This is a genomic window from Sphingopyxis fribergensis (assembly GCF_000803645.1).
GTDB lineage: Bacteria > Pseudomonadota > Alphaproteobacteria > Sphingomonadales > Sphingomonadaceae > Sphingopyxis > Sphingopyxis fribergensis.
The window spans coordinates 671,631-691,459 of the sequence record NZ_CP009122.1 but is presented as its reverse complement, the minus strand read 5'-3'; the positions used below and the strand labels follow the sequence as shown (position 1 = coordinate 691,459).

Sequence of the window (19,829 nt, the reverse complement as noted above, 5' to 3'; positions counted from 1 at the left end):
GCCAGAAAATAGGGTTTACTTACATATATGTCAATAGTGAAGAAGCGCCTGAGTCCCGAAGAGAGCCGGTCGGCGGCACTTGAGGCGGCGCGCCATATATTGATCGAAATGGGGCCGGCGGCGGTGACGCTGAAGGCCGTCGCGGCGCGCATCGACCGCACCCATGCCAACCTGCTCCACCATTTCGGCAGCGCCGCGGGGCTGCAAAAGGCGCTCGCTGCCTATCAGGCCGAAACCGTGTGCGCGACGATCGGGCGGAAAATGGCTGAGTCGGGCCCGGGGGAGCGCAATGTACGCGAGATCGTCGACCTCGCCTTCGACGCCTTCAACGAGGGCGGCGCGGGCGCGCTCGCGACCTGGATGGCGGCGACGGGCAACGACGATGCGCTCGACCCGATCGTCGATGCGATCCATCGGCTGATCGACGGCATGGCACCCGATGCGCACGAAAAGCGCCTAATGCACGAAGATACGCTGGCCTTGGTGCTGATGGCTCTCGGCGATGCGCAGCTAGGAGGACCGATGGCGGAGGCACTCGACCTGCCGCGCGACACCTCGCGCGTGCTCGCGACCGAACTGATCACCGGGCGGATTGCCAAATTCTGGGCCGAGCATGGCGGCAAGCCGCAGGGCTAAGGGCTGGTAATTTTGTGTCGCACCCATTAAGGGCGCGCATCCCCTCTCTCCGTTCGCATCGAGCGAAGTCGAGATGCCCCTCGGCTTGACGCTGTGCTGCGGGGTGTCTCGACTTCGCTCGACACGAGCGGGTCTAGAGGTTTAGTTTCGCTTCCCCGCCCCTGAAGGCCCTGCCATGCATTTCCTCGACCAAGCCAAGATTTTCATCAAGTCCGGCGACGGCGGCCCCGGCGCCGTCAGTTTCCGGCGCGAGAAATATGTCGAATATGGCGGCCCCGACGGTGGCAATGGCGGCAAGGGCGGCGATCTGATCTTCGAAGCCGTCGCCGGCCTAAATACGCTGATCGACTTTCGCTACACCCAGCATTTCAAGGCGAAGCGCGGCACGCCGGGCGCGGGCCGCGACCGCACCGGCGCGGGCGGCCCCGACCTCGTCATCCAGGTCCCGATCGGCACCCAGATTCTCGCCGACGATGAGGAACGCAGCCTGCTCGGCGATCTGACCAAGGAGGGCGAACGGCTCGTCTTCCTGCGCGGCGGCGATGGCGGACGCGGCAATGCGAGCTACAAGACCTCGACCAACCGCGCCCCGCGCCAGCACGGTCCCGGCTGGCCGGGCGAGGAAATGTGGGTGTGGCTGCGGCTCAAGCTGCTCGCCGACGCGGGCCTCGTCGGCCTGCCCAACGCGGGCAAGTCGACCTTCATCAACGGCGTCACCAACGCGCAGGCCAAGGTCGGCGCCTATGCCTTTACGACGCTGCGCCCGCAGCTCGGCGTCGTCAGCCACAAGGGGCATGAGTTCGTCGTCGCCGATATTCCCGGCCTGATCGAGGGCGCCGCCGATGGCGCCGGGGTCGGCGACCGCTTTCTCGGTCATATCGAACGCTGCCGCGTGCTGCTCCACCTTGTCGACGCGAACGACAAAGATGTCGCAACCAGCTATCGCATCGTCCGCGACGAGTTGGAGGCCTATGGCGCCGACCTTGTCGACAAGCCCGTGATCGTCGCGCTCAACAAGATCGACACGCTCGACGACGAACTGATCGCGGCGCTCTCGGCCGAGCTTGCCGAGGAAAGCGGGCATCCGGTGATGGCACTGTCGGGCGCAAGCGGCGCAGGGGTGCCCGCGGTGCTCGACAAGCTGCTCGAGATCATCGGCCCCGAAAAGCGCAAGGTCGCCCAGAATGACGATGGGGACGACGAACCGGCCGACTGGTCGCCGGTTTAGGAACAAAAGGGTCAAGGCGAGCGCTTTATCCGGGAACAACAAGGAATTCCGGATGCAAACCGCCGAAACACCCCGAACCTACTCCTCTACGCTTCCCCTTTTCTCATTCTGACCTCGGTTCCCGTGCATGCACAGGAGACGGAGAATGGCGGTGAGCGGCGCACGCGAATTATCCTCGGGCCGCAACTGTCGCCGTCATGGCCGGGAGCGAAAGATTTGTCGGTCGGCCCGTACATCGACGTCTCGCGCACCCGCGCTAGCGAGTTTGCGTTCGAGGCGCCCGACGAGAGTATCGGTTCGCCGGTGCTCCACGCGGGCAATTTCGCCTTTGGCCCCGCGTTCGGCTTCATCGGCAAGCGCACCGCCGCCGATATCGGCGCCGACCTTCCCAAGGTCGGCTTGTCGATCGAAGCCGGCGCGTTCGGGCAGGTCCATCTGACCCCCGCCCTCCGCGTCCGCCTCGAGGGTCGCAAGGGCCTGAGCGGTCACAAGGGCTGGACCGGCGAAGTCAGCGCCGACTATGTCGCGCGGCAGGGCGACGACTGGCTTTTCTCGATCGGCCCGCGCGTAACGCTCGGCGACGCGAAATACACGCGCGCTTATTTCGGCGTCACGCCCGCGGCCTCCCTGACATCGGGCCTTCCCGCTTATGATCCGGGCAGCGGCATCCAGTCAGTCGGCTTAACCGCGGGCTATCACCGCATGCTCGACAAGCGCTGGGGCGTCGCGGTCTATGGCCGCTACGACCGGCTCGTCGGCGATGCCGCGGACTCGCCGGTGACACGCGAGCTTGGATCGCGCGACCAACCATCGGTGGGGCTCGCGCTCAGCTACACCTTCGGCGGCGCGCGATAACGTAATAGCATTGGCGCGACGGCGCCCGCGCGCTATCGGCGGCGGGATGTTGTTCGCCCCCGCCTCCTGTCCCCGGTTGATCGTCAAGATCGGATCGTCCTTGCTCGTCGATCCGGACGGCGCGGTGCGGCGCGACTGGCTCGTCGGGATCGCCGCCGACATCGCCGAACGCGCACGCGTGGGTCAGCAGGTCGCGGTCGTATCCTCGGGCGCGATTGCGCTCGGGGCGCGGCGGCTGGGGCTGGCCAAGGGGGGGCGCGGGACGCTCGAAGATGCGCAGGCGGCGGCGGCGACCGGCCAGATCGCGCTGAGCCAGGTCTGGGCCGAGGTGCTCGGGGCCGAAGGATTGACCGCAGCGCAGATGCTCGTCACGCTCGACGATCTTGAGCATCGCCGCCGCTATCTCAACGCCGCGGCGACGCTCGACCGGCTCCTCAGCCTCGGCGTCGTGCCGATCATCAATGAGAATGACAGCGTCGCGACCGAGGAAATCCGCTTCGGCGACAACGACCGCCTCGCCGCGCGCGTCGCGCAGGCGGCGGCGGCGGGCGGCGTCATCCTGCTCTCTGACATCGACGGGCTCTACGACCGCAACCCCGCGCAGGACGGCGCGGTCCATATCGCGCGCGTCGAGCGCATCGACGCGAGCATCGAGGCGATGGCCGACACCGGCTCGGCATCGGGCATGGGGTCGGGCGGCATGGTGTCGAAGATCGCGGCGGCGCGCATCGCCAATGCCGCGGGGGCGCACCTCGCGATCGCATCGGGGCGCATCGACCGGCCGCTGTCGACCGCAGCGCGGCACAGCCTGTTCGTCGCCGACAAGAGCGCGAGCGCGCGCAAGGCGTGGCTCGCGGGCGGCTTGACTGCGAAGGGCCGGATCGAGATCGACGCAGGCGCCGCCAAGGCGCTGCAAGGCGGCGCGAGCCTGCTCGCCGCGGGCGTGACCGCAGTCAGCGGCAGTTTCGCGCGCGGCGACATCCTCGACATTGCCGGCCCCGACGGGCGCGTCATCGCGCGCGGCCTCTCCGAATATCCCGGCGCCGACGCCGCCAGCATCGTTGGCCTCGGCCGCGATGCCCAGGAAGCCGCGCTCGGCTATGCACCGCGCAGCGCGATGGTCCACCGCGACCATATGGTCCTTCTATGACACGGGTGCTCGCGATGACCGGGGCGACCGGCTTCGTGGGCGGGGCGACGATGCGCGATGCCGTCGCGGCGGGGTGGCATGTCCGCGCCCTCACCCGCCGGCTGCAGCCCGAACGCGAGGGCGTGACATGGATCATGGGCGCACTCGACGACCGCGCCAGCCTGACCGAGATGGCGGCGGACGCCGATGTCGTCATGCACATCGCGGGCGTGGTCAACGTACCCACGCGGGCGGCCTTCGAGGTCGGCAATGCAACCGCGACCGCCAATGTCGTCGAAGCCGCGCGCGGCGCCGGCATCACGCGCTTCGTCCATGTGTCGTCGCTCGCGGCGCGCGAGCCGAACCTCTCCAACTATGGCTGGTCGAAGGAACGCGCCGAAGCGGTGGTCATGGCGAGCGGGCTCGACTGGACGATCGTCCGCCCGCCCGCGGTCTTTGGCCCCGGCGATACCGAGATGCTCGACCTGTTTCGCATGGCGCGCCGCGGCATCGCGCTGGTGCCGAGCGGGCGCATGTCGGCAATCTATGTCGACGAACTCGCGCGGCTGCTCGTCACGCTCGCGACCGACCGCGAGGCAAGCATCGGCCGGATTTACGAACCCGACGATGGCAAGCCCACCGGCTGGTCGCACCGCAGCTTCGCCCGCGCGGTCGCGCGCGCCGTGGGGCGGCAGCGGCTGTCTACGGTCGCCACCCCCGCCCTCCTCCTCAAGGCCGGCGGCCAGCTCGACAAGCTCGTGCGGCGCAGCCGCGCCAAGCTGACCCCCGACCGCGCGCGCTATATTGCGCATCCCGACTGGGTCGCGACGGAGGGCGCATGCCCGCCCGCCGATCTCTGGCGGCCCGAGCAGGATACCGACGACGCGCTCGCCGAAACGGTGCGCTGGTATCGCCGCGAAGGCTGGCTCTGACGTCGCCGGTATGGCGCCACCGCCCGCCTGTCGAAGCGTGCATTGCCAAGGGCGGGGCGCATCCCTAGGTTCGCGGACATGACCGATAGCACCGCTAACACGCCCAACGATCCCGCCGGCCCCTGGGCCATTCCCGTCCGTCGTCCGCTACCGGGCGAGGACAAGCCGAAGTCGACGACCAGCTTCCCGCGCAAGGTCTGGAACCTACTCGTCGGGATCAAGGACGCGCTCGCGCTGATCTTTCTGCTGTTGTTTTTCGTCGCGCTGTTCGGGCTGCTCGCGGGACGCCCCAATGCCGGCTTGCCGGTCAGCGAGGGCGCATTGCTGGTCGAACTCGACGGGATCGTCAGCGAACAACCCGCCGAAGTCGATACGCTCGCCGCGCTGTCGGGCAGCGCGCAGCTCAAGGAAATCCGCGTCCGCGACGTCGTCCATGCGCTGGAAGTCGCCGCCGACGACAAGCGCGTGACCTCGGTCGTGCTCGACCTCGACCGCTTCCTCGGCGGCGGGCAGGTGTCGCTCGCCGAAATCGGCGCCGCGGTCGACAAGGTGCGCGCGAAGAAAAAGCCCGTGCTCGCCTTTGCCACCGCCTACACCACCGACAGCTATCAGGTCGCATCGCATGCCAGCGAAATCTGGGCGGACAGCATCGGCGGCGTCGCGATCGCAGGGCCGGGTGGATCGCGCCTCTATTATAAGGGGCTGATGGACCGCCTCGGTATCACCGCGCACATCTACCGCGTCGGCACCTTCAAAAGCGCGGTCGAGCCCTATCTGCGCAGCGACCAGTCGCCCGAAGCGAAGGAAGCCGACCTCGCCTATGCCAGCGTGCTGTGGGACAATTGGCTGACCGACGTCAAAAAGGCCCGCCCTGCGGCCAAGGTCGACGCCTTCATCGCCGACACGGCGGGCGCCGTAAAAGCGGCGGGCAACGACCTGTCGAAAGCGTCGGTCGACGCCGGCCTTGTCGACAAGCTCGGCAGCCGCATGGCGTTCGACCGCCGCGTCGCCGAGATCAGCGGCGCCGCCGACGACAGCAAGCCGTGGGAATATAATGCGATCCCGCTCGAAAACTGGGTCGCCGCCAACCCGCCCGCGACGAAAGGCTCGGCGATCGCGGTCGTCCCCGTCGTCGGCGAGATCGTCGATGGTGAGGCGCCGAACGGCGTCGCGGGCGGCGAAACCGTGGCGCAGCATATCCTCGACGCCGCCGCCGACAGCAGCATCAAGGCGATCGTGCTGCGCGTCGATTCGCCCGGCGGGTCGGTGCTGGCGTCCGAGGAAATCCGGCAGGCGCTGCTCGCCGCCAAGGCGAAGAAGCTGCCGATCGTCGTTTCGATGGCGAATGTCGCGGCATCGGGCGGCTATTGGGTTTCGACCCCCGCCGACCGCATCTTCGCCGAGCCCGAGACGATCACCGGATCGATCGGCGTCTTCGGCATCCTGCCCAGCTTCGACCAGGCGCTCGCCAAGATCGGGGTCAACGCCGACGGTATCGCGACGACGCCGCTGTCGGGCCAGCCCGACGTGTTTGGCGGCGTGAACGACGAATTCAACGCGCTGGCGCAGGCAAGCGTCGAGGACATCTATGGCCGCTTCACCGGGCTTGTCGCCAAAAGCCGCAAGCAGCCGATCGAGAAGGTCCGCACGATTGCCGAAGGGCGCGTCTGGGCCGGCGGCACCGCGCGGCAGATCGGCCTGATCGACCAGTTCGGCGGCCTGCCCGACGCGCTCGCCGCCGCCGCGAAACTCGCCAAGGTCGACGGCGATTTCCACGCCAAATATTTCGAGGACGAACCGAGCGAATTTTCGAAAATGCTCGCAAGCTGGTCGGGCGCCGAGGAAGAAACCGCAGCGCTTCCGCGCGGCTGGTTCGGCATCGCGGCAATGAACCGCCAGCTCACCGAGCGGCGGCTGGTGCAGGATCTGACGATGCTGACCCAAGCGGGGTCGATCCAAGCGTCATGCCTCGACTGCCGCGCCTACCTGCCCGCCATACCGCGGCCGGGTCAGGTCGAAGCGAAGGGGTTCTTTGCGACGATGGCGCTATTTCTGAAATGACCACTGTCTATCCCCGCGAAGGCGGGGATACATCTCCTGCCCGTTTTGAAATAGCACCGACCGGAGATGGGCCCCCGCTTTCGCGGCGGCGCATGACTTTTATCTAAGCTGGCACCGCAACCGCTTTCGCATGCTCGGCAATCGCGTCCGCCATCGTGTCGACCAGGCCGAGCGGCAGGTCATGCCCCATGCCGGGGATCGTCAGCAGCCGTGCGCCCGCGATATTGGCCGCCGTGTCGCGCCCGCCCGGAAGCGGCACCAGCGGATCATCCTCGCCGTGGATCACCAGCGTCGGGGCCTTGATATCTTTCAGGATCGGACGCCGGTCGCCATCGGCGACAATCGCCGCCATCTGCCGCGCAACGCCCTGCGGATACCAGCCGCGTTCAAAATCGGCGCGCACGCGGCGTTGCAGCCGATCCTCGGCCGCCGGATAGCCGGGACTGCCGATCACGCGTGCGGCGCCCACCGAATAAGCGATCAGCGCCTCCTTGTCGCCGTTCATCGGGCGGTTCGCGAGCACCTGCATCGCCTGTTTCTGCGCGCGCGGCAGGCGGCGGTTGCCCGTCGTCGACATCACCGAGGTCAGCGACAGCACGCGCTCCGGATAACGCGCGGCGATATGCTGCGAGATCATGCCGCCCATCGACACACCGACGATGTGCGCGCGTTTGATACCGAGATGATCGAGCAGGCCGATACCGTCCGCCGCCATATCGGCAAGCGTGTAAGCCGGCCGGATCGGCAGCCCGATCACCGATTTCACGATCATCCATTTGACATTCGGTACGCCCTCGGCGTCGAAGCGCGTCGACAGGCCAACGTCCCTATTGTCGTAGCGGATGGTGCGGAAACCGCGCTCGTTCAGCGCATCGACGAACTCGTCGGGCCACAACGTCAATTGGCCGCCAAGCCCCATGACCAACAGGATGACGGGCGCGCCCTTTGGCCCCTTGTCTTCATAGGTGATGCTGATGCCATTCACGGCCGCCTGGTCTGTCTGCATGAAAATCCTTTGGTTCGAAAAGCCTAGCTGGCCGTCGCGGGTTTGTAATTCGCGGCGTTGGAGATGAATTCGGCGCGGCCATATTCGGCGAGCTGGCGCTCGATCCGATAGACAAGGCGGCGATCGGCGAGATGGCGGATCACCGGCAGGCGCGAGGCGACCCGGTACGCCGCCATGCGCCCCGCGATGCCGAGCATCGTCGCGCCATAGACAAGATGGTCGCGGCGGCGCACCGGCACGCCGACATTCGCGGCGCGATCCTCGTCGCCGGCCAGAAATGCCTTCACAAAGAAAACGCGGCTGACCGAATGTTCGAGGCGGCGCTTGACCTGCCCCTTTGGCGACCTGTCCTTCGACAGCTCGGCGTCCATCGTCGCGCGGAGCAGCCCGCCGCAGACCTGGTCGTCATATTCGTAGCGCAAGGTCGCGCTGCGCGTGCGCCAGATGCGGACGATCTCCTCCGGTGTGTCGGCGAGCAAATCCTCGGGCAGCCCGAGCAGATAGCTACGATAGCGCGCCAGCTCGACGCGCGCACGTTCGAGCCGGGTGAAGCGCGTGCGCCCCTTTGCCAGCACCTCCTGCGACAGGAAATAAACCGGGATCAGCCCCGCGGGCATCTGGTCGAGCTGCGGGATCGGCATGCCATAGGTTTTGGCGTCCCACATGCCCGGCCGCGACAACACATTGACACGCACCATCGAATGCATCAGCCGCACCATCGCCGCCGCCTTGAACCCCGGTCCATAGCGGGCGAGCGCGCCGGGAAGCGCGGTCGTGGCAAAGAAGGTCGCTGTTTCCTTGACTCGCCGCGCCGCCGTCGCCTGGCCGAGCGTCCCGGTCAGCGCCATCGGCAGCGCCGAATATTTGTTGAGGAAGGTCGCGATGAATGCGCCGCGGATCAGGAAGGGCGACAGGTTCGCGGTCGCGTTGCGCTCATAGGCGGCGCCCTCCTCGACCAATTGCATGTCGAGCCATTCGGGCCTCTGTTCCATCTCGCGGATGAGAGCCACGAGTTCGGGCGGCGCGTCCGCAACCGCATCGATTCCCTTGTCGCACGCATCGACGAGCATCGCGACGGTCTGCTGGAACCCGAGGCTTGGCATCAGCGCGGCATAGGCATCGCCCGTCCGGTCGCCGAGCATCGTATATTCGCGGATCCGCGCAAGCAGGTCGGGATCGTCCAGATAGGCCGCACGGTCGATGCTGCGGACACGGCCGAGCTCGCTCACCGCATCGGCTTCGGGCGCCCAGCGTTCGGGCGCCTTGTCGAAATCGAAGCGGCCGAACAGGTCGGGCAAGGCGCGCGCCTGGTCGCGCACCCGTTGGGCGATGGTGCTGACATCACTGTTCATAAGGCGAAACTGACAGAGTTTCGCGATTTGGCAAGTCTAGCCGATTTGGCCTATCCGCTTTTGGGATCGCGATAGGCGGGCAGCGCAAGCGACCAGCGGATCGCGGCGCCACGAAGGATGAACCCGGCGACTGCGCCGGTTACCGCCGCAACCGGCGTCCCCGCGCCAAGCCATTGCAGCAGCAGGAACAGTCCCGACGCCAGTGCCGCCGCGGTCACATAGACTTCCGGCCGCACGATAATCGAGGGCACGCCGGCCAATATGTCGCGGATCGTGCCGCCCACGCATCCGGTGATCACGCCCATCAGCAGCGCCGGAGCCGGGGGCACGCCCCACGCGATCGCCTTTGCCGTGCCAAAGACGGCGTAGGCGGCGAGCCCCACCGCGTCGGCCCATTCGAGCAATTGGCCCTGCCACCAACGTTCGGGCGTGATCCAGACGACTAATGCAATCGCGATGCATACCGCGGCGATCGCGCCGTCCTGAATCCAGAAGACCGGCGCGCCGATCAACAGGTCGCGCACGCTGCCGCCGCCGACGCCCGTCACCAGCGCAAAGAAGGCGGCGGTCACCAAAGTTTGCCGCAGCCGCACAGCCATCAGCGCCCCTGACAGCGCGAAGACGCCGATGCCGACAAGGTCGAGCAACCGGACGATCAGCGCATTGTCGATGTCGAACAAAGCTCGGCTCTATTTCGCGTCGGGACGCACGCCGCCGATGACCGAGAGAACGATCGCGGCGACGGCATTGCGGATCACTGGCTCGGCCTTGGGCGCGAAGAAAGGCGAGTGATTGGTCGGCACCGGCTGGCCCTTCGCCTTCAGGTCGGCGAGCATGGCGGGATCGTAACCGCCGATCGCGAAATAGAGCGACGGTATGCCCGCATCGACGAACTCCGAATAATCTTCGCTCGCCGAAACGGGGGCGGCGCTCGCAGGCGCGAAAAGCAGCCGGTCGCCAAACACGGGTTTCAGCGTCGCAAAACCGTTCGCCGCCATCGATTCATCGTTCACAAGGCTGGCAGTGCCGGTCAGATAAGTGATCGTCGGTTCGGGCGCGTTGCCCATCATCGCCGCCGCCTTTGCCGACCGTTCGGCGCCCGAGCGCAGCAGCTGGCGCACTTCGGGGGTCAGCGAGCGAATATTGACCTTCACTTCCGCGCTGTCGGGGATGATGTTCGGCGCGCTGCCCGCGTTGATTGCGCCGATCGTCAGCACGCCGAACGCGGCCGGGTCTTTTTCGCGGCTGATCACCGTCTGCACATCGGTGACGAAGCGCGCCGCAATCGGGATCGGGTCGAGCGCCATCGAGGGCATCGAGCCATGCCCGCCGCGGCCGTGAAAAATGATCGAATAGCTGTCGGAAGCCGAGAAAGCGGTGCCCGCCTTGATCCCGACCGTTCCCGTGGGGCCGTTCAGCACATGCGCGGCGAAGCCATAATCGGGCTTGGGAAAACGCGTCAGCAGCCCATCGTCGAGCATCGCCTTCGCGCCCTTCAAAATCTCTTCGGCGGGCTGGCCGATCAACACGACGGTCCCCGACCAGCTATCGCGCATCGCGCTCAAAGCCTGCGCGACGCCGACCAGATAGGCGACATGCGTGTCGTGCCCGCACCCGTGCATGACGGGCACATCCTTGCCCTCGTAGGTTGCGCGCGCCTTGCTCGCCCAGGCAAGCCCGGTCTTTTCCTCCATCGGCAGCGCGTCCATATCGGCGCGGATAAGGATGGTTGGGCCTTCTCCATTTTTGAGCACGCCGACGACGCCGGTCCCGCCGACCTTCTCGGTCACGGCGAAACCCGCCTTGCGCAGTTGCTGGGCGAGGATGCCCGCGGTGCGGACCTCCTGCAGCCCGAGTTCGGGATTCTGGTGGAGATCGCGATAAAGCGCATCGAGCGCCGGGTAGTTCTTGTCCAGCAGCGCGGTCAGCTGCGCATTCGCGGTATTGAGGTCGGGTGCCGCCTGCGCCCCGGTCGCGATAAGGGAGAGAGCGAGCGAAGCCGCTGCCCAGAGCCAATGCTTCGCCATAATCTCTCCCCCCTTGTCACGTATCAGATGTGGATCGGCTTGCCCGTCACCGCCATCGCGGCTTCCTTGATCGCTTCGCTGTGCGTCGGATGCGCGTGGCAGGTATAGGCGATGTCTTCGGACGTCGCGCCGAATTCCATCGCCTGCGCCGCCTGCGCGATCATCGTGCCCGCCACGCTCGCGATGCACCAAACGCCCAGCACGCGATCGGTCTTGGCATCGGCGATCACCTTTACGAAGCCGTCGGGTTCGTGGTTGGTCTTGGCGCGGCTGTTTGCGAGCATCGGGAATTTGCCGACCTTGACCTCGCCCTTTTCCTTCGCCTGCTCTTCGGTCAGGCCGACGCCGGCGATTTCGGGCCAAGTGTAGACGACCGACGGGATGACGTCGTGATTCACGATTCCGGTCAGCCCGGCGATATTCTCGGCGCAGGCGATGCCTTCGTCCTCCGCCTTGTGCGCGAGCATGGGGCCCGGAATGACGTCGCCGATCGCCCAGATGCCGGGGACCTGCGTCGCGAAATCATGGTCGGTTTCGATCTGGCCGCGCTGGTTGACCGCGAGGCCCGCCTTGTCGAGGCCGAGCCCTTCGGTGTTCGGACGGCGGCCGATCGAGACGAGCACGACATCGGCTTCGAGCGTTTCGGCATCGCCGCCAGCGGCGGGTTCGAGCGTCAGGACCGCCTTCTTGCCCTTTACCTCGGCCTTGATGACCTTGGTCTTGAGCTTGAATTCGATGCCCTGCTTCTTGAATATCTTGTTCGCTTCCTTGCGGACGTCGCCGTCCATGCCGGGCAGGATCTGGTCGAGGAACTCGACGCAAGTCACTTTCGCACCCAGGCGGCGCCACACGCTGCCTAGTTCGAGCCCGATCACGCCGCCGCCGATGACGACCATATGGCCCGGCACCTTCGCGAGTTCGAGCGCGCCGGTCGAATCGACGATGACCTGCTTGTCGTTATCGACTTCGACACCCGGAAGCGGCGTCACCGACGAGCCGGTGGCGATGATGATATTCTTCGCGCGATAGGCCTTGCCTGCAACCTCGACCGTGTCGGCGGAGGTGAAGTTCGCATAGCCTTTCAGCCAGTCGACCTTGTTCTTCTTGAACAGAAATTCGATGCCGCCGGTCAGGCCCTTCACCGCGTCGATCCGCTGGCCGTGCATCGCGGGCAGGTTCAGCTTGGGGGTTACGTCGATCCCCATCTTCGCCATCGCGCCATTGGCGGCGGCGTCGAAATATTCCGAGGCGTGGAGCATTGCCTTCGACGGGATGCAGCCGACGTTGAGGCAGGTGCCGCCCAGCGTCTCGCGCCCTTCGGCGCACGCAGTCTTCAGGCCCAGCTGCGCCGCGCGGATCGCCGCGACATAACCGCCGGGGCCAGAACCGATGACAAGGACGTCGTAGTCGTAATCAGCCATAACTCACTCCATAAGTGTTCCTGCGAACGCAGGAACCCAGGGTGTCAAAGCGATAGCCTGTCGAACAAATCCAGCCATTGTGGATTATCGCGTTCGATCAGTTCAACTTTCCACGCCCGCTTCCATTTCTTCATTTGCAGCTCGCGCTGACGCGCTTGCTGAATATCGTCAAACGCCTCGTACCAGACCAACCGCATGCAGCCATATTTCTTGCTGAAGCTGTCGATCACTTCGTTGCGGTGCTGCCAAGCCCGCGTCAGAAGATCACTGGTAACACCCAAATATGTCGTCCCGTTGCGGCCACTGGCCATCAGGCAGATATATCCGGGTTTGTTCATTCAATTCTCCGTGAAGACCGAATGGCAGCTTGTCCCACCCTGGGCTCCTGCGTTCGCAGGAGCGCATAGCGCTAAAGATCGATCAGCAACCGCGTCGGATCCTCGATCGCTTCCTTGATCGTCTTGAGGAAGGTCACCGCCTCGCGGCCATCGATCAGGCGGTGGTCATAGCTCATCGCCAGATACATCATCGGGCGGATCACGATCTCGCCGTTCCGCACGACCGGGCGATCCTCGATGCGGTGGAGGCCGAGCACCGCCGACTGCGGCGGGTTGATGATCGGGGTCGACATCAGGCCGCCGAACACGCCGCCGTTCGAGATGGTGAAGGTGCCGCCGGTCATGTCGTCGATCGTCAGCGTGCCGTCCTTGGCGCGCTTGCCGAGGTCGGCGATCGCCTTTTCGATGTCGGCAAAGCTCAGGCTGTCGGCATTGCGCACGACGGGCACGACCAAGCCGTTCGGGGCGCTGACCGCGACAGAGACATCGAGATAGTCGTGATAGACGATCTCGTCGCCATCGATGCGCGCATTGACCGCAGGGATATCGTGCGCCGCGAGCGCGACCGCCTTGGTGAAGAAGCTCATGAAGCCGAGGCGCACGCCATGCTTCTTTTCGAAACTTTCGCGATATTTGTCGCGCGTGGCCATCACCGCCGACATGTCGACATCGTTGAACGTCGTCAGCATCGCGGCGGTGTCCTGCGCCGCCTTCAGCCGCTTCGCGATCGTCTGACGCATGCGCGTCATCTTGACGCGCTCTTCCTTGCGGCCCGGCGTGCCACCCGCGACGGGCGCGGCAGCAACAGCGGCCGGAGCCGGAGCGGCGGCAGGCGCGTTGTTCGCGGCCGCGAGCACATCTTCCTTGGTCAGCCGGCCGTCCTTGCCGCTACCCTGGATCTTCGTCGGGTCGACGCCATGCTCCAGCACGAGACGACGGACGGCGGGCGACATGGTAGTGACCGTATCGACGCTCTCGCTGACCGGCGCTGCGGTCGCGGCGGGAGCCGGCGCAGCGGCTTCGGCCTTCGCAGCCGGTGCGGACGCCGGGGCAGCAGCGGCCGGTGCCGGAGCAGCCGCCGCACCGCCGGCCTCGATCGTCGCAATCGCCGCGCCGACGTTGACGGTGTCGCCGACCGCGGCGAGTTGCTGGCCCATCACGCCGGCGACGGGCGACGGCACTTCGACCGCGACCTTGTCGGTTTCAAGGCTCGCGATGGGCTCGTCGAGCGCAACCGCCTCGCCGGGCTTCTTCAGCCATTCGCCGATCGTGGCTTCAGTAACGCTTTCGCCCAGCGTGGGGACTTTGACTTCGGTGCTCATAGGTGCAGTTCCTTGGGGATTAGGCTCTGGGCTCAGGCTTTGTTCTTGGTACGGCGGATTTCGGCGCGGACGCTGAGGCCGAGCGCATCGGCGACGAGCGCCGACTGTTCGGTCTGGTGACGGCTCATCAGGCCCGTCGCGGGCGAGGCCGCGGCGGCACGGCCCGCATAGCGCGGCCGCATGCCCTTCTTGCCCGCATCGGTCAGCGCATCCTCGATCAGTTCGTTGACGAAGAACCAGGCGCCGTTGTTGCGCGGTTCTTCCTGCGCCCAAACCACCTCTTCGAGGTTGGGCATCCGCTTCAGCCGAACGCTGAGCGCCTCGCCGGGGAAGGGATAGAGCTGCTCGATGCGAACCACCGTCGTGTCGGTCAGGCCTGCCGCGTCGCGGGCTTCCATCAGGTCGTAACCGACCTTGCCCGAGCAGAGCACGACGCGCTTGACGTCCTTGTCGGCGGGCGGGGTGCGGTCGGACATGATGCGCCGGAAATGCGCGTCGCCGAGGAAGTCGCTACGCTGCGACACCGCCAGCTTGTGACGGAGCAGCGATTTCGGCGTCATGATGATCAGCGGTTTGCGGAAGGGCCGCAGCATTTGGCGGCGCAAGACGTGGAAATAGTTCGACGGGGTCGAAATATTGCACACCTGGATATTGTCGCCGGCGCAGAGTTGCAGGAAGCGTTCGAGACGCGCCGAGCTATGTTCCGGCCCCTGCCCTTCATAGCCATGCGGCAGCAACAGCACGAGGCCGTTGGCGCGCAGCCATTTGGCCTCGCCCGACGCGATGAACTGGTCGATCATGATCTGTGCGCCATTGGCGAAGTCGCCGAACTGCGCTTCCCAGAGCACGAGGCTCTTCGGATCGGCCATCGCATAGCCATATTCGAAGCCGAGCACGCCATATTCGCTGAGAGGGCTGTCGAGCACCTCGAACCGGCCGTGCGGCACGGTGGTCAGCGGCACATATTTGGCTTCGGTCTTCTGGTCGACCCAGACCGCGTGGCGCTGGCTGAAGGTGCCGCGCCCCGAATCCTGGCCCGACAGGCGGACCTGATAGCCCTCGCTGAGCAGGGTCCCGAAAGCGAGGCTTTCGGCGGTCGCCCAGTCGAACACTTCGCCGTCGCCCTTGTCGGCGAACATCGCGCCGCGCGCGTCGATCACGCGGCGGAGCGTCTTGTGCACCTCGACGTCGTCGGGGATCGTCGTCAGCGTGCGGCCGATCGCGTCGAACAATTTGTCCGAAACCCCGGTCGAGATGTTGCGGCGCGCATTCTCGGGATCGGCGGGGGCGTGCAGCCCCGACCAGCGACCCGCAAACCAGTCGGCCTTGTTCGGCTTGTAGCTTTTCGCCGCTTCGAAATCGCCTTCGAGCCGTGCGACGAACTCGGCGCGGTGGGCATCGGCCCAGCCCGCGTCGATCACGCCTTCGGCTTCCAGCTTTGCGGCGCAAAGCTGCGACACCGGCGGATGCTGGCGAATGACGGCATACATCAGCGGCTGGGTGAACGAAGGCTCGTCGCCCTCGTTATGGCCAAAGCGGCGATAACACCACATGTCGATCACGACGTCGCGCTTGAACTGCTGGCGGAAATCGATCGCGAGCTTGCACGCAAAGGTCACCGCCTCGGGATCGTCGCCGTTGACGTGCAGGATCGGCGCCATCACGCCCTTTGCGACGTCCGACGGATAGGGCGACGAGCGCGCGAACTGCGGGCTGGTCGTGAAGCCGATCTGGTTGTTCACGATGAAGTGGATGCAGCCGCCGGTGTTGTAACCGCGGATGCCCGAGAAGCCGAGGCATTCCCATACGATTCCCTGCCCCGCGAACGCCGCGTCGCCGTGGATCAGCACGGGCAGCACCTGCTCATGCTTTTCGAGGTCGTCGCGCACCACCTGCTGCGCGCGCACCTTGCCGAGCACGACGGGGTCGGCGGCTTCGAGGTGCGACGGGTTGGGAACTAGCGACATATGCACCGACGCACCGCCGAATTCGCGGTCGGTCGAGGTGCCGAGGTGATATTTGACGTCGCCCGAACCGCCGACATCGTCGGGGTTCGCCGATCCGCCGGCGAATTCGTGGAAGATCACCTTATACGGCTTGGCCATGACGTTCGCGAGCATGTTGAGCCGCCCGCGATGCGCCATGCCATAGACGATTTCGCGCACGCCATATTGGCCGCCATATTTGATGATCGCTTCCATTGCGGGGATCATGCTTTCGCCGCCGTCGAGGCCGAAACGCTTCGTCCCGACATATTTGCGCGCGAGGAATTTCTCCCACTCCTCGGCTTCGATCACCTTGTTCAGGATGGCGCGTTTGCCCTCGACCGAAAATTCGATGATCTTGTCGGCGCCTTCCATCCGTTCCTGGAGGAACTGGCGCTCCTTCAGATCGGCGATATGCATATATTCAAGGCCGACATTGCCGCAATAATTGGCGCGCAGGATGGCGACGATCTCGCGCACCGTCGCGCGCTCGAGGCCGAGCGTGCCGCCGATGAACACCGGGCGGTCCTGATCGGCGCCGACAAAGCCGTGAAATTCCGGCGTGAGGTCGGCGGGCAGCTCGCGCGTGCTGAGGCCGAGCGGATCGAGATTGGCAGCAAGATGGCCGCGCACGCGATAGGTGCGGATCAGCATCATCGCGCGGATCGAATCGTCGGCGGCGCGCTCGACCTCGGCGCTCGACAGCGCGGCACCCGCCTTGGCGGCGGCGGCCTTCACCGCGACTTGCATCTGCTGCGGGTCGAGCGCGGCGGTCAGGTCGTCGCTATCGATCTGGGGCCAGTTCTTCGGCGCCCAGCTCGGGCCGGCCTGCGGCTCGTCGATGTCGAAGCTTTGTCGTTCGAGGTTCATCTGCTTTTCCACGGGGAGGTAGGGGTGGGATTTTATATGGGGATCAAAGGCCCGCCGGCAAAGGGCGCCGGCGGGCCGTCCGATCAGACGCGTTCCTTCAGCACTTCGGCGAGGGTCGAGCCGAGTTCCGACGGGCTCGCCGACACCTTGATGCCCGCGGCTTCCATCGCCGCGATCTTGCTTTCGGCATCGCCCTTGCCGCCCGACACGATCGCGCCGGCATGGCCCATCCGGCGGCCCGGAGGCGCGGTGCGGCCCGCGATGAAGCCGGCCATCGGTTTTTTGCGGCCGCGCTTGGCTTCGTCGATCAGGAACTGCGCTGCCTGTTCCTCGGCGTCGCCGCCGATTTCGCCGATCATGATGATCGACTTGGTCGCTTCGTCGGCGAGGAACAGTTCGAGCACGTCGATGAAGTTGGTGCCGTTGACCGGGTCGCCGCCGATGCCGACCGCAGTCGTCTGGCCAAGGCCCACGTTCGTGGTCTGGAACACCGCCTCATAGGTCAGCGTGCCCGAGCGCGAGACGACGCCGACGCTGCCCTTCGAAAAGATGCTGCCGGGCATGATGCCGATCTTGCACTCACCGGGGGTCAGCACGCCGGGGCAGTTCGGGCCGATCAGGCGCGATTTCGAACCGCTGAGAGCACGCTTCACCTTGACCATATCGAGCACCGGGATGCCTTCGGTGATCGCGACGATCAGTTCGACCTCGGCGTCGATCGCTTCGAGGATCGAGTCGGCGGCGAACGGCGGCGGCACATAGATGACCGACGCGGTCGCGCCGGTCGCATGTTTTGCTTCCTCGACGGTGTTGAACATCGGTAGGCCGATGTGCGTCGTGCCGCCCTTGCCCGGCGTCACGCCGCCGACCATCTGCGTTCCATAGGCGAGCGCCTGTTCGGTGTGGAAGGTGCCGGTGGCACCGGTCATCCCCTGCGTGATGACCTTGGTATTCTTGTCGATGAGGATGCTCATTTAACGTTTCCATTTAGTCGTGCGGCCAAGTGGACGCGGTTGCCAGGCGTAGATCTGCTCGCAGCCATCAGGGTTGCGCTCACCATGAGCGCGTTGCCGTTGGACGTGATCGACCATTCGGGTGTGTAATATTTTCGGGGCTTGCCGTTCTTGTCCGTCGCCTCATCGGCGTTGACCGGGGCGCCGTATTTGCTCTGCATGGCAGAGACAAGCTCGGCTCGATCAGGCAAAGCATTCACATAGAAGACTGCATTGCACTGCGCTTGAGGCGCTGCAAAAAAGCCATCTGTGGCGGCGAGAACTGCCCCCGGAGCATGCCAGATCGCAAGCTCTATTGGCGGCTCTTTCTTTGTACCGGCAATGATAAACGGCCGGGCTTCGAGGCGATTTTCCGCCGCCAACGTGGTCGCCGCGTCATGAGGCTTCCCCGCCTTGGGCAAGCAGACCGAATCGAATAAATCCACCATGTCTCCGACCGGGGTATTGGCCGAAATCGGCGATCCTGTGTCGGGACCGCCATATCCGAGGATTGTCGTACGCCCCTTGTCATCGACCCACATCGCGCCGTTCTGGGCAAGTGCGGAGTCGGCTCCAGCAATGCTGAAGCCGACCGCACAAAAGATCGAAACGAACCCGCGCATCAGGCGAGGCTGGAATCCAGCGCCTTGCACGCGTCGAGCAGTTCCTTGACCGCATCGACCGACACCTGCAGGCCCGCCTTGTCTTCGGCGTCGAGTTCGATCTCGACGATCTTTTCAACGCCGCCCGCACCGATCATCACCGGCACGCCGACATACAGGCCGTCGACGCCATACTGGCCGTCGACAAAAGCGGCGCAGGGCAGGATGCGCTTCTGGTCGCCGAGATAGGCTTCGGCCATCGCGATGCCCGAGGCTGCGGGGGCGTAGAAAGCCGAGCCGGTGCCGAGCAGCGCGACGATTTCGCCGCCGCCGCCGCGCGTGCGCTTGACGATCGCGTCGATCTTGTCCTGGCTCGACAAGCCCATCTTCACGAGGTCGGGAACGGGGATGCCGTTGACGGTCGAGTAGCGGACAACGGGGACCATCGTGTCGCCATGGCCGCCGAGCACGAAGGTGTTCACATCCTTCACCGACACGGCAAATTCGTCAGCGATGAAGTGGCTGAAGCGCGCCGAATCAAGCACGCCGGCCATGCCGACGACCTTGTTGTGCGGCAGCCCCGAGAATTCGCGCAGCGCCCAGACCATGGCATCGAGGGGATTGGTGATGCAGATGACGAAAGCGTCCGGAGCATTGGCCTTGATGCCCTCACCCACGGCTTTCATCACCTTCAAATTGATGCCGAGCAGATCGTCGCGGCTCATGCCCGGCTTGCGGGCGACACCCGCGGTGACGATGATGACATCAGCGCCGGCAATGTCGGCATAGTCGTTCGAGCCGGTGATCTTCGCATCGAAGCCCGCGATCGGGCCGACCTGCGACAGGTCGAGCGCCTTGCCCTGCGGCACGCCTTCGACCACGTCGAACAGGACGACGTCGCCCAGTTCCTTCTGCGCGGCGAGCAGCGCCAGCGTTCCGCCGATATTTCCGGCTCCGATCAAAGCGATCTTCTTGCGTCCCATGGTGCGCGGCACTCCTTCGTGGCAAGCCCGGCATTGGTTCACAGACCGGCGGAGGCACGGGCTAAAGCCCCTTGCCGGTCCCAAGACTGG

The 19,829-nt window shown here is 65.6% G+C and carries 17 protein-coding genes; 6 read left to right on the top strand and 11 right to left on the bottom strand.

All coding sequences use genetic code 11. The annotated features are described in order from the left end of the window. Nucleotides 1–27 precede the first annotated feature (27 nt). The 6 genes from SKP52_RS03315 to sppA all read left to right on the top strand — a co-directional run bounded on the left by SKP52_RS03315 (nt 28) and on the right by sppA (nt 6,841). Entirely contained in the window at nt 28–636 is a 609-nt protein-coding gene (locus tag SKP52_RS03315; RefSeq protein ID WP_039571733.1) for a TetR/AcrR family transcriptional regulator, read from the top strand. A 175-nt stretch (nt 637–811) separates the two neighbouring features. Next, a complete protein-coding gene (gene obgE, locus SKP52_RS03310) occupies nt 812–1,864 on the top strand; it encodes a GTPase ObgE (RefSeq protein WP_039571731.1) in 1,053 nt (350 codons plus the stop codon). A gap of 216 nt (nt 1,865–2,080) precedes the next feature. After that, on the top strand, nt 2,081–2,719 hold the full coding sequence (locus SKP52_RS03305) for a MipA/OmpV family protein (RefSeq protein ID WP_052207761.1): 639 nt from the start codon (nt 2,081–2,083) through the stop codon (nt 2,717–2,719). Between the two features lie 46 nt (nt 2,720–2,765). Continuing rightward, nucleotides 2,766–3,869, top strand: a complete 1,104-nt coding sequence (proB, locus tag SKP52_RS03300; protein WP_039571728.1) for a glutamate 5-kinase — start codon at nt 2,766–2,768, stop codon at nt 3,867–3,869. A gap of 14 nt (nt 3,870–3,883) precedes the next feature. Beyond that, nucleotides 3,884–4,780 carry an NAD-dependent epimerase/dehydratase family protein gene (locus SKP52_RS03295; RefSeq protein WP_039579576.1) on the top strand — a complete coding sequence of 299 codons (897 nt, stop codon included), beginning with the start codon at nt 3,884–3,886 and terminating at the stop codon, nt 4,778–4,780. 78 nt (nt 4,781–4,858) lie between these two features. Further along, a complete protein-coding gene (gene sppA / locus SKP52_RS03290) occupies nt 4,859–6,841 on the top strand; it encodes a signal peptide peptidase SppA (protein WP_039571725.1) in 1,983 nt (660 codons plus the stop codon). 103 nt (nt 6,842–6,944) lie between these two features. On the opposite strand, the gene SKP52_RS03285 is transcribed toward sppA, so the two are convergent. The 11 genes from SKP52_RS03285 to mdh form a co-directional block, all read right to left on the bottom strand. Continuing rightward, a complete protein-coding gene (locus tag SKP52_RS03285) occupies nt 6,945–7,847 on the bottom strand; it encodes an alpha/beta fold hydrolase (protein WP_039571722.1) in 903 nt (300 codons plus the stop codon). A gap of 23 nt (nt 7,848–7,870) precedes the next feature. After that, nucleotides 7,871–9,199 (bottom strand): oxygenase MpaB family protein, encoded by a 1,329-nt coding sequence (locus SKP52_RS03280; protein WP_039571719.1) that lies wholly within the window; start codon nt 9,197–9,199, stop codon nt 7,871–7,873. Nucleotides 9,200–9,249: 50 nt separating this feature from the next. Next, nucleotides 9,250–9,798 carry a trimeric intracellular cation channel family protein gene (locus tag SKP52_RS03275; protein ID WP_407695100.1) on the bottom strand — a complete coding sequence of 183 codons (549 nt, stop codon included), beginning with the start codon at nt 9,796–9,798 and terminating at the stop codon, nt 9,250–9,252. A 90-nt stretch (nt 9,799–9,888) separates the two neighbouring features. After that, a complete protein-coding gene (locus SKP52_RS03270; protein WP_039571716.1) occupies nt 9,889–11,226 on the bottom strand; it encodes an amidohydrolase in 1,338 nt (445 codons plus the stop codon). A 23-nt stretch (nt 11,227–11,249) separates the two neighbouring features. After that, a complete protein-coding gene (gene lpdA / locus SKP52_RS03265) occupies nt 11,250–12,647 on the bottom strand; it encodes a dihydrolipoyl dehydrogenase (protein ID WP_039571713.1) in 1,398 nt (465 codons plus the stop codon). A 44-nt stretch (nt 12,648–12,691) separates the two neighbouring features. Then, the gene (locus SKP52_RS03260) at nt 12,692–12,985 is read right to left on the bottom strand and encodes a GIY-YIG nuclease family protein (RefSeq protein ID WP_228383805.1); all 294 of its coding nucleotides are present in this window, start codon (nt 12,983–12,985) and stop codon (nt 12,692–12,694) included. 71 nt (nt 12,986–13,056) lie between these two features. Continuing rightward, nucleotides 13,057–14,307 (bottom strand): 2-oxoglutarate dehydrogenase complex dihydrolipoyllysine-residue succinyltransferase, encoded by a 1,251-nt coding sequence (gene odhB / locus SKP52_RS03255; RefSeq protein ID WP_039571710.1) that lies wholly within the window; start codon nt 14,305–14,307, stop codon nt 13,057–13,059. A gap of 32 nt (nt 14,308–14,339) precedes the next feature. Next, nucleotides 14,340–17,162, bottom strand: coding sequence for a 2-oxoglutarate dehydrogenase E1 component (locus SKP52_RS03250; RefSeq protein ID WP_039579566.1), 2,823 nt, complete (start codon nt 17,160–17,162; stop codon nt 14,340–14,342). A gap of 83 nt (nt 17,163–17,245) precedes the next feature. After that, nucleotides 17,246–18,136: a succinate--CoA ligase subunit alpha gene (sucD, locus tag SKP52_RS03245; RefSeq protein ID WP_039571707.1), complete on the bottom strand. Its 891-nt coding sequence runs from the start codon at nt 18,134–18,136 to the stop codon at nt 17,246–17,248. After that, on the bottom strand, nt 18,133–18,777 hold the full coding sequence (locus SKP52_RS03240; protein WP_039571706.1) for a hypothetical protein: 645 nt from the start codon (nt 18,775–18,777) through the stop codon (nt 18,133–18,135). Before SKP52_RS03240 ends, sucD begins: the two co-directional genes overlap by 4 nt. Beyond that, nucleotides 18,777–19,739, bottom strand: a complete 963-nt coding sequence (gene mdh / locus SKP52_RS03235) for a malate dehydrogenase (protein ID WP_039571703.1) — start codon at nt 19,737–19,739, stop codon at nt 18,777–18,779. The genes SKP52_RS03240 and mdh overlap by 1 nt, the downstream gene beginning before the upstream one ends. Between the last annotated feature and the right edge of the window lie 90 nt (nt 19,740–19,829).

Bases quoted from the DNA above. Each gene is read 5' to 3' on its own strand.
- sppA (WP_039571725.1), top strand. From the start codon at position 4,859: ATGACCGATAGCACCGCTAACACGCCCAACGATCCCGCCGGCCCCTGG.
- SKP52_RS03240 (WP_039571706.1), bottom strand. From the start codon at position 18,777: ATGCGCGGGTTCGTTTCGATCTTTTGTGCGGTCGGCTTCAGCATTGCT.
- SKP52_RS03280 (WP_039571719.1), bottom strand. From the start codon at position 9,199: ATGAACAGTGATGTCAGCACCATCGCCCAACGGGTGCGCGACCAGGCG.
- sucD (WP_039571707.1), bottom strand. From the start codon at position 18,136: ATGAGCATCCTCATCGACAAGAATACCAAGGTCATCACGCAGGGGATG.
- proB (WP_039571728.1), top strand. From the start codon at position 2,766: ATGTTGTTCGCCCCCGCCTCCTGTCCCCGGTTGATCGTCAAGATCGGA.
- obgE (WP_039571731.1), top strand. From the start codon at position 812: ATGCATTTCCTCGACCAAGCCAAGATTTTCATCAAGTCCGGCGACGGC.
- SKP52_RS03260 (WP_228383805.1), bottom strand. From the start codon at position 12,985: ATGAACAAACCCGGATATATCTGCCTGATGGCCAGTGGCCGCAACGGG.
- SKP52_RS03270 (WP_039571716.1), bottom strand. From the start codon at position 11,226: ATGGCGAAGCATTGGCTCTGGGCAGCGGCTTCGCTCGCTCTCTCCCTT.
- SKP52_RS03315 (WP_039571733.1), top strand. From the start codon at position 28: ATGTCAATAGTGAAGAAGCGCCTGAGTCCCGAAGAGAGCCGGTCGGCG.
- lpdA (WP_039571713.1), bottom strand. From the start codon at position 12,647: ATGGCTGATTACGACTACGACGTCCTTGTCATCGGTTCTGGCCCCGGC.
- SKP52_RS03295 (WP_039579576.1), top strand. From the start codon at position 3,884: ATGACCGGGGCGACCGGCTTCGTGGGCGGGGCGACGATGCGCGATGCC.
- SKP52_RS03285 (WP_039571722.1), bottom strand. From the start codon at position 7,847: ATGCAGACAGACCAGGCGGCCGTGAATGGCATCAGCATCACCTATGAA.
- mdh (WP_039571703.1), bottom strand. From the start codon at position 19,739: ATGGGACGCAAGAAGATCGCTTTGATCGGAGCCGGAAATATCGGCGGA.
- SKP52_RS03250 (WP_039579566.1), bottom strand. From the start codon at position 17,162: ATGAACCTCGAACGACAAAGCTTCGACATCGACGAGCCGCAGGCCGGC.
- odhB (WP_039571710.1), bottom strand. From the start codon at position 14,307: ATGAGCACCGAAGTCAAAGTCCCCACGCTGGGCGAAAGCGTTACTGAA.
- SKP52_RS03275 (WP_407695100.1), bottom strand. From the start codon at position 9,798: ATGGCTGTGCGGCTGCGGCAAACTTTGGTGACCGCCGCCTTCTTTGCG.